The sequence below is a fragment of the Tunicatimonas sp. genome (assembly GCF_049647865.1).
Taxonomy (GTDB): Bacteria; Bacteroidota; Bacteroidia; order Cytophagales; family Cyclobacteriaceae; genus Tunicatimonas.
In genome coordinates, this window is the sequence record NZ_JBARYM010000172.1 from 1 (window position 1) to 9,818 (window position 9,818).

A 9,818-nucleotide genomic window follows, 5' to 3' on the forward strand; every position below is an offset into this window, starting at 1 on the left:
CCTTAGTTTCGCTTTGAAATTCTTAATAGTCTTATAGTTATTTGTTGTAAACGATCAAACTTGAAACTATTATGCAAGACGAATTAAGCGCTGATGTTTCTACATCACTACTTTCTAAAATAGTAAACACTGGAAGCCATCATGATCTTCCTGAATATTTGAGAAAAAGGGTTCAACCTACCAACATTATATGTCTTCTCATCATCTTTGTGCTGGCGATTCCTTTCGTCGGTATATCGCTGATTTATTTTCCCTGGTTGGCGATATTCCCAGCCGGGGGCGGGCTTACTTCTTTAGTAGTGATCTACGTGAATTCTCGGGGTGGAATTAAGTACTCCAGAATAGTTTTGCCTGTGTTGTGCTTATTACTAGCTTCTCTCTATAATGCCTATTTTAGTACCTCAATGTATGATGCCCTAATCTCGATATATATGGTTGAATTGAGTTTTACCCTAATTCCTTTTGTAGTTTTTGATTTAAAAGAAAGAGGATACTTAATATTCTGTTCCATATTTTCATTCTTTATTATTCTTGTTTTTCCATTAATCTGGCACTTATTTGATATGGGATACGATGGAACAGTCTTACGAACCGGATGGGTCAGTATAGTTGCTATGGTATTGGCAGTTTGTACCCAGCTAGGCACTATTCTAGGCTTAGCTGTTCTTAACCGTCAGTCTGAAAAAGAAAGTGAACAATCAAGGTTAGAAACGGAAGAACGAAACCAGAATCTCCTGATTGAGCGAGAAGAAAACACTAAAAAAACCAAAGAGCTAGAGGCAGCCCAGGCTGAGGAGAAAAAGCGGCAATGGGCCACTGAAGGTATTACGCAAATTTCGGAAATTATTCGTAAAGCTGGTAAAAATGAAAATATATTTGATCAATTGGTTGCCGCTACAGTCAAATTTGTACGGGCTAATCAAGGAGGATTGTTTGTAGTCGATCGGAGCCATAATGATAACACGACTATTGAGTTAGCCGCTTGCTATGCTTATGAACGCAAGAAATTTACTGAGCGAACAATCGCTCCTGGTGAAGGTTTAGTTGGGCAAGTTTTCCTAGAAAGGGAGTATTCATATTTCACCGAAATTCCCGAAGACTATGTCAATATCACTTCAGGGCTGGGTAAAGCCAATCCCACCTCATTATTAATCGTTCCTTTGATGGTAAATGATACAGTGGAGGGAATTATGGAAGTGGCTGGTTTTCATGCCTTTGAGGATTACGAAATTGAGTTCTTGCGAAAACTGGGCGAAGTGATTGCTTCATTTATTCAGAACGAAAGGGTCATGCAGCGAACTACTCATTTGTTAAACCAAGCCCAGGAACAATCCGAAGAAATGCGGGCGCAAGAAGAGGAAATGCGTCAGAATATGGAGGAGATACAAGCTACTCAAGAAGAAATGCATCGTAAAGAGAAGGAGTATCAAAGCAAGATTCATGAGCTTGAACAAAGGTTGGTGACAGACACGGCTGCCTAATTTCTTTACGCCACCGAAAGCTGAATATAGTAGCCACCGTGGTTACGAACGTTGAATACTCGCCCATCGCCAAGCATCCAATACTGACCGCGTATTCCAGTAAGTCTTCCCTTAATAGTTGGCTGTTTGCTTAAAAGTACGCTCTTCACCTTTTTAGGATATTCTAAAACCGGGTACTCAATTTCAGTAATCGGAGTATTCGGGGTGTAATATTCTTTAAATTCTTCTGGAATTACATCTTGAGCATTCTGCTGAAAGGAGGTGAGATTAAGCTCGTTTTTCCTTTCATTTTTTAGCATATTTCGCCAATTCGTTTTATCCGTAAAATTTGCTTTCAGCGCTACTTCAATTGCTCCGGCCAGATAACGGTACGGTACTGAGGCAATTGTCGCAGCCTTCCACGCACCCTGATCAATCCACCGGGTAGGTACCTGGGTTGAGCGGGTTACTCCTACTTTGATAGCATCAGTTTGTGCCAGATACACAATGTGAGGCTGTAAGTGATGTTGCTCTTCCCACGCAGGATCACGGCCTTCGCCTAAATGAGCCCGGCACCTTTCCGGATGAATGATACACTCGGAATTTTGAGGTGATTTGATAAAGCAGGGGTAACAAAACCCTTGTGAAAAAGACTTCTTGGTAAGCCGGCCGCAGTTAATACAATTGATCCGTCCTTCGAATTCCAACTTAATTTGGTGGCCAACTAATTCATTGACTATTAGTGAAGTACCATTGAGAAGCAAGGTGTATTGCACCGGTGAAGATAGCTCAGTGCGCATTTTGCGAAGATTTCCTTCGTAGTTCATATCAGCAAAGGTTGATGGATTTGAAAGTAAAGAACCGTTGAAAGTAGAAAATAATTTGTAAAGTGAGTAGAAAACATTTTGGCCTATTTTGTTCTTGTAGCAATAATCTAACACCTACTAAATGACAGAAAGTATTAGCATATTAGGTTGCGGATGGCTGGGTCTTCCGTTAGCTAAAACTCTAATAAGTCAAGGATATAGCGTCCTTGGATCTACTACTCAATCTAACAAACTAACGCTACTGGAGCAGGAAGGTATTCAACCTTTCTTAATGGAGCTATCGCCAGAAATTAATGAATCTGCTGACCAACGTTTTTTCCAAAGCGATATATTAGTGATTAATATTCCTCCGGGGCGTAAGCGGGATAATATCGAACAATTTTACCCGCAACAAATTGCTGAAATTGTAAAGCAAAAGCCTACCCAGAAAATTATTTTTGTAAGCTCTACTTCCGTTTATCCTAACCTAAATCGTGAGGTGACTGAAATGGATCTCCCTACCGACGAAGCCAAGCTTAATTCGCTTCGAGTGAGTGGGCGGGCCTTGATAGCAGCAGAAGAGTTAGTGCGGCAGTATTCAGCGGAAGCAACCACTGTTCGTTTCTGTGGACTAATGGGACCTAACCGCCATCCTGGAAAGTTTTTAGCGGGTAAGATATTAAATAGCAGTGGGAAATCCCCCGTAAATTTCATTCACCTAGAAGATTGCATAGCGATCCTTCTTAAAATTATCCAGGAAAACCACTGGGGCGAAACCTTTAACGCTTGTGCGGATCATCATCCGACTAAGGAAAATTTCTATCGGCAAGCTGCTCAGAAAATAGGGCAGGAACCACCTGAGTTTTCATCCGAAGAATTACCTTCTTTTAAATCAATAAGTGGTGAGAAGCTTAAGAAACAATTGGAGTATGAATTCAAGTATAGCGATCCAACTGATGCACTATAGAAATAAGTTAACTATTCGTCGTTTCTAACAAAGTAGTACCGAAAACCAATAGCTCCTCTCAGTATTACGTTTTCGTCACCAATACCTAACAGTGCTAACTCTGAACTTAGTGCGAAGTTGCGTAGCTCTTTAAAAGGCGAAACCTGAAACCCAAGTGGTATCATTATTCCGTAGAATTGATTAGTTCGCCCTCCTAGTCCGGTATAAGCGGCGTAAGAAGTACGATCAACGAAACGATAGGTAGCAAGAAACTCTGGGGAGATGTCTTCTACAAAAACAGTAGCATTGAGACGAAACTCAGCGGCAATGCGCGGGGTAAACGAATAACTGACTCCCGCAAAAGATAAATCGGACTGATGGTAATTAATTCCAAACTGGCCTAATGCTGAACCTATTGAAAGAAAAGAGATCGAAAGTGCAAAAAATAAATGCTTCATATCGCTAAGCGCGTTTAGCTGGATGTTTCTCTAAATCGAAAAGGTCGTTTAGTACATCAATCAGCGTTTCGGCTTCACCTCGCTTGCAGGCTGCTTTGAGTTGAAGTACCGGCAGTTTAATAATCTTCTGCATCATGCTGCGGGTAATCTTTTCAACTTGAGCGGCCTGCTCATCGTCAACTCCCTTAAGGTAGCGAGCCATTTCTTCCTGACGAATTTGCTCCAACGCATTTTTAAGTCGTTGAATAGTGGGTGATACCTCCATCTCTTGAGCCCACTGCTGAATCTCCCGAAGCGATTCTTCAATAATAAACTTTACATCGGGCACTGCCGCTAGTCGAAGGCTCAGGGCTTGATCCGCCCGGTTTCGAATATCATCAATATTATATAAGTAGGTGCGGGGCAACTTAGTAATTGCTGGTTCAATACTGCGCGGCACCGAAAGATCAATAAAGCGAGCCGACGGCCGCAGAGGTACTTGAGAGAGAAGCTCATAAGTTAACAGCGGCTTAGCCATTCCTACTGAAGAAACAACAATGTCTGATTCGGAAATAGCTTGCGTAAGATCAGAAAAATCATAGGTAGTGAAATCGTAAGTAGTAGCTAGCTCTTCAGCTTTGGAACGGGTACGGTTAGTAATGGCAATACGAGCCTTACGATGCTTACTATCTCCCAAATTTTTGGCTACATCAGCACCAATTTCGCCCAAACCAATTAGCAGAACCTGAGGGTCGGTAAATTTTCCAGCTAAGTGTTGGACCATTTCGGTAGCGGCGTACGAAATAGAGGCGGCACCATCGCGGAAGGCCGTTTCCTGCACTACGCGTTTGTTGGAGTAAAATACCGTATGGAGTAACCGATGCAAAAATGGGCCAGCCATATTAGCATCAGCCGAAGCCTGGTACGCGCGCTTTACTTGATTAGTAATCTGTAAATCACCAATCACCTGCGATTCTAATCCCACCGCTACCTGGAAAAGATGACGCATTGCCGACTGACTATTATTTAGGCGAGTAAAGTACGGATTATACGTATGCGTGTTGGCGGTATCAAATCCTTTTACTAACCCGAGTAGTGTCACCAGCAGATCGCTTAAGTTCTCTTCGTGGGAGTAATAGATTTCAGTGCGGTTGCACGTAGAAAGAATGAGAACATCCCGGATATCAGTCAGTGCCTTGATTCTACCCAGAAGATCATTTGCTTCTTCAGCAGAAAGAGCAACCTGTTCCCGAATCTCAACCGGACTGTTTTTATAAGTTAACGATATTGCTTTAAAAAGATGATGCATACAAGACGATCAGATCGACGTACAAATTTATAAGCTAATTGGGATTTAGTAAGATAGAATTGCTATTTAGAATAAATACAAATAATAAAGGATATTAGTATTGTTATAAGAACGGTTATACTACTTCTAAAATTCCCGCAAATTGGATTAGTACCACAGATTAATTAGAAACTGTCTCAATACAATTTTGCCCAGGGGCTTGCTTGTTGTTTAAACGGAAAAAATTCAACCATTTTGAAAATAACAGCCACTATTGTTCTGAAAAGCTCAGTAATTTGGGCTTATCACTAATAATTCTTTAATTTTCCAAATCAACTACCAAACCCTATTTTTATGTCCGAATCTATTCGCGCTATCAGTAAGATTCTAGTAGCCAACCGGGGAGAAATCGCCATCCGAATTCTACGAGCCGCTTCCGAACTGCGTATTCCTACCGTTGCGCTGTATACTTACGAAGATCGTTATTCATTGCACCGCTACAAAGCCGATGAGGCTTATCAAATAGGCGAAGATGACGAACCGCTAAAGCCCTATTTGGATATCGAGGCTATTATTCTTTTAGCAAAACGGCAGGAGGTAGATGCCATCCATCCCGGTTACGGTTTTTTATCCGAGAACGTTCAGTTTGCACGACGCTGTCGGGAGGAAGGAATTATTTTTATCGGGCCAGAGCCGGAAGTGATGGAAAAACTAGGGGACAAGGTGTCGGCGAAAGAAATTGCTATTGCCGCTCAAGTTCCGGTAATTGAAGATAGTCAGCAGGCGTTAAGCGACGTATCTATCGCTTTAAAAGAAGCCAAGCGAATTGGCTACCCTATTATGGTGAAGGCAGCATCGGGTGGGGGCGGCCGAGGAATGCGAGTGGTACGCGAAGAGAAAGCATTAAAGCAAGCCTACACCGAAGCCAGCAGTGAAGCTCAAAAAGCATTTGGTGATGATACCGTTTTTCTAGAAAAATTTATCGAACAGCCCAAGCACATTGAGGTTCAGATTATGGGTGATAACTTCGGTAACATCGTCCATCTGTTTGAGCGCGATTGCTCGGTACAACGCCGCTTCCAGAAGGTGGTTGAGGTGGCTCCCTCAGCTAATTTATCCCAAGAAACTAAAGACCAACTGTATGAGTACGCGCTAAACATTACGCGGCACGTGAACTACAATAACGTGGGTACAGTGGAATTTTTAGTAGATCGGGAAGAGAATATCTACTTCATCGAGGTAAATCCTCGTATTCAAGTGGAGCACACCATTACCGAGCAAATTACCGGTATTGACATTGTGCGTTCTCAAATTCTGATTGCCCAGGGACGAAAACTATCTGACCCACGTATCTTTATCAAGAAGCAGTCGGATATCCGCTGCAACGGGTTTGCCGTACAGTGCCGGGTGACCACCGAAGATCCCAAGAACAATTTCCGACCCGACTACGGAACCATCATTGCCTACCGCAACGCGGGCGGGTTTGGTATTCGTCTCGATGAAGGTAGCTCTTACCCAGGGGTGAAGATATCTCCCTTCTTCGATTCTATGCTGGTGAAAGTAACGGCTACCGGAAGAACCCTAAAAGGAGCCTCGCAGCGATTGCAGCGAACCTTGCGGGAGTTCCGGATTCGGGGAGTAAAAACTAATATGGGTTTTCTGATTAATGTTATTTCCCATCCTACTTTCTACCGGGGTGAGGCCACGGTTAATTTCATCGGTGACCATCCGGAGCTCTTTGACATCCGGGAGGGGCTCGATCGGGCCACCCGTACCCTGATGTACTTAGCCGATGTGACCGTAAACGGTAACCCAAATATCCGGTTTTCCGATGCAAATAAAACGTTTCGTACGCCGATTCTTCCGAATCAATTGATGCGAGAAGAAACTACTAACGCCCAGATCAACTATCAGTATGTTTCTTATCCAAAAGGAACCAAAGACCATTTGAAAGAGCTGGGGCGAGAGAAGTTTTGCGAATGGTTAAAAAACGAAAAGCCTGTTCAGTTCACTGATACCACATTTCGTGATGCGCATCAGTCGCTGCTGGCTACCCGAATGCGTACCGTAGATATGATGCGCGTAGCCGAAAGCTTTGCTAAGCGTCATCCGCAGGTATTTTCCATGGAAGTGTGGGGCGGAGCTACCTTTGATGTTACCATGCGATTCTTGTACGAAGACCCCTGGGAACGTCTAGCTCAGTTCCGGGAAGCTATTCCTAATATCTTGCTGCAAATGCTGCTGCGCGGTTCCAATGCCGTAGGGTATAAAGCCTACCCGGATAATTTAATTGAGCGATTTATTGAAAAAGCTTGGGAAACTGGGATTGATGTCTTCCGCATCTTCGATTCACTGAACTGGGTAGAAGCTATGAAGGTAAGTATCCGCACCGTGCGGGAGCGAACTGAGGCACTAGCCGAAGCTGCCATTTGCTATACCGGTGATCTGCAAAACCCCGATAATAAGAAATATACGCTACAGTACTACCTCGATATGGCCCGGCAACTGGAAGATGAAGGGGCGCATATTCTAGCTATTAAAGATATGGCGGGTCTCCTCAAACCACTGGCGGCGGCGCAGCTAATCGGCGAACTAAAGAAAGCGGTTGATCTACCTATTCACCTACATACCCACGATACCGCCTCGATACAATCGGCTACTTATTTGAATGCAGTAGAGGCGGGGGTAGATGTGATTGATGTGGCGATTGGGGCCATGTCAGGATTAACTTCCCAGCCCAACTTTAATAGTGTGGTGGCCATGCTGAAGGGGCACGAACGGGAGCAGCAGTTTGATCTGGACTCTCTCAACGAGTACTCCGTTTACTGGGAAGCGGTGCGGGAGTACTACTATCCCTTTGAGTCGGGTTTGAAAGCGGGAACCGCCGAGGTGTACGACACCGAAATTCCCGGGGGGCAGTACTCGAATTTACGTCCTCAGGCAGTAGCTTTAGGACTGGAAGATAAATTTGAGCAAATCAAAAAGAACTACGCGAAAGTCAATCAGTTATTTGGCAATATCGTGAAAGTCACTCCCTCCTCGAAGGTGGTGGGAGATATGGCGCTGTACATGACTTCCAATAATCTGACGATTGGCGACATACTGCTGAGTGACGATAAAGACAACGGTAGTTCAATTTCTTTTCCCGAATCAGTGGTGAGTTTATTCCGAGGTGATTTGGGCCAGCCCTACGGCGGTTTTCCCGAGAAAGTGCAAAAGGTAGTGCTCAAGAACGAAAAGCCCATCAGTGGCCGACCTAACGAGCACTTAACACCAATTAACTTTGATGCCGAATTCACCGAATTCAAAGAGCGATTTGACCAAGACCGCACCGAGCTGGATTTCTTGTCGTACCGCTTGTACCCCAAAGTGTACGAAGATTTCTATAACCATCGCAAAGTTTACGGCGACATGTCGGCCCTGCCCACTCCGGCCTTTTTCTACGGACTGAAGAACGGCGAAGAAGTGCTGGTGAATATCGCCGAAGGCAAGGTCATCGTGATTAAACTACTGTTTATTTCCGATGCCGACGAAAATGGCTACCGCCACGTAACCTTTGAGCTGAACGGCCAATCGCGCCGAGTACGGGTAAAAGATAACAACCTAACGGTAAAAGTTGCCGCTCACCAGAAGATTGATAAGAACAATGAAAATGAAGTAGGAGCTCCTTTGCAAGGCAAGTTAGCTCAAGTGCTAGCCAAAGCCGGGCAGGAAGTAGAGGAAGGCACGCCACTATTCGTCATCGAAGCGATGAAAATGGAAACCACGATCTCCGCCCCCCGCACCGGAAAAGTGCAACAGGTTCATCTGGATGCCGGAGTGATGGTAGAGCAAGATGACTTAGTGGTGGATTTAGAGTAGATTTTTGTATTACAGTTGATTCTTCAAAGATTGATATCATGAAGTTATGTTAAGCAAGAAAGGTTATATTGATCTTCCCTGTCATTCAAACCGCTATTTTGTCTGGAATCACCAGAAAAGGTATATTGAAAATAAACGCTATATGGTTTCTGTCCACCCTTATCTGGTAAGATAAATGCCATATGGCGTTTATATCGATGTTGTATGCAATTCCTTCTATCAAAAACTGAGAAATATTATCTATGAGAATAAATTATACCATAATAGTAATACTCACGCTTCTAATTTATAGTTGTGGGGAGCTTGAGCCAAATTACTACAAAAATCTTTACACTGGCGAAATATACACTACTCTTAAATATGAAAAATTCACACGAGATTTATATCTGAACATATCTGATTCGATTTTAAAAGAAAAAAAATTAACTAATGAAGTAGAGCTAAAAAAAACTAGAGACTCATTAATTAATGAGATTATGCTTACTATACATCTTAAAAAAATTATTCAAAATGGGGATTCAGTAATTAGACCTTTCGAATATGACTTAAGAATTGGTAAAGAGTATTTGATCAGGTCAGATATTTATGTAAAGATAGGATTAGAAATACAAAAGAAAAAGCACGAAAATATTGAAGGTGAAGAAGTTGTAATCGGAGGAAAACAAGACAAGCCTACTCTAATTAATTTATGGTTTATTGGCTGTCGCGGATGTATTGAAGAAATGCCCGCACTAAATCTCTTAAAAACAAACTATGCTGATAAAGCTAATTTCATAGCTGTAACTTTTGACAATAGGGAAGATGTTATCAAATTCTTAGGTAAAAAGAAATTTGACTTTACTCACTTAGCTAATAAAGAAGAATTCATCGATGAAATCAGTACTAAACCATATCCTGAAAATATTTTTATTGATAAAAATGGCTTTATAAAATATATCGAAGGCGGAATTGGAAGTGGTGAAAATCTGCATTTAGTAATTGGACACTTTGAGAACATTTTAGAAGAACTAATAAAGGAAT

General features: G+C 42.6%; 7 protein-coding genes. 4 read left to right on the plus strand and 3 right to left on the minus strand.

The features are described from left to right. The first annotated feature begins 71 nt into the window (after positions 1 to 71). Positions 72 to 1,481 carry a GAF domain-containing protein gene (locus tag WBA23_RS05220; protein WP_424581191.1) on the plus strand — a complete coding sequence of 470 codons (1,410 nt, stop codon included), beginning with the start codon at positions 72 to 74 and terminating at the stop codon, positions 1,479 to 1,481. Positions 1,482 to 1,486: 5 nt separating this feature from the next. Here WBA23_RS05220 and WBA23_RS05225 read toward each other — a convergent pair whose 3' ends face one another. Next, a complete protein-coding gene (locus tag WBA23_RS05225; RefSeq protein WP_424581192.1) occupies positions 1,487 to 2,287 on the minus strand; it encodes a DUF2797 domain-containing protein in 801 nt (266 codons plus the stop codon). 121 nt (positions 2,288 to 2,408) lie between these two features. Between WBA23_RS05225 and WBA23_RS05230 the strand changes: the two genes are divergently transcribed. Next, positions 2,409 to 3,233, plus strand: coding sequence for an SDR family oxidoreductase (locus tag WBA23_RS05230; protein WP_424581193.1), 825 nt, complete (start codon positions 2,409 to 2,411; stop codon positions 3,231 to 3,233). Between the two features lie 11 nt (positions 3,234 to 3,244). On the opposite strand, the gene WBA23_RS05235 is transcribed toward WBA23_RS05230, so the two are convergent. Together WBA23_RS05235 and hemA are read right to left on the minus strand one after the other, a co-directional pair. Then, on the minus strand, positions 3,245 to 3,670 hold the full coding sequence (locus WBA23_RS05235) for a hypothetical protein (protein ID WP_424581194.1): 426 nt from the start codon (positions 3,668 to 3,670) through the stop codon (positions 3,245 to 3,247). A 4-nt stretch (positions 3,671 to 3,674) separates the two neighbouring features. Next, positions 3,675 to 4,958: a glutamyl-tRNA reductase gene (gene hemA, locus WBA23_RS05240; RefSeq protein WP_424581195.1), complete on the minus strand. Its 1,284-nt coding sequence runs from the start codon at positions 4,956 to 4,958 to the stop codon at positions 3,675 to 3,677. Positions 4,959 to 5,291: 333 nt separating this feature from the next. Between hemA and WBA23_RS05245 the strand changes: the two genes are divergently transcribed. Both WBA23_RS05245 and WBA23_RS05250 read left to right on the plus strand, forming a co-directional pair. Beyond that, positions 5,292 to 8,798, plus strand: a complete 3,507-nt coding sequence (locus WBA23_RS05245; RefSeq protein ID WP_424581196.1) for a pyruvate carboxylase — start codon at positions 5,292 to 5,294, stop codon at positions 8,796 to 8,798. Positions 8,799 to 9,040: 242 nt separating this feature from the next. Then, positions 9,041 to 9,818 (plus strand): TlpA family protein disulfide reductase (locus WBA23_RS05250; RefSeq protein ID WP_424581197.1); only part of this gene is annotated, 778 nt, incomplete at its 3' end.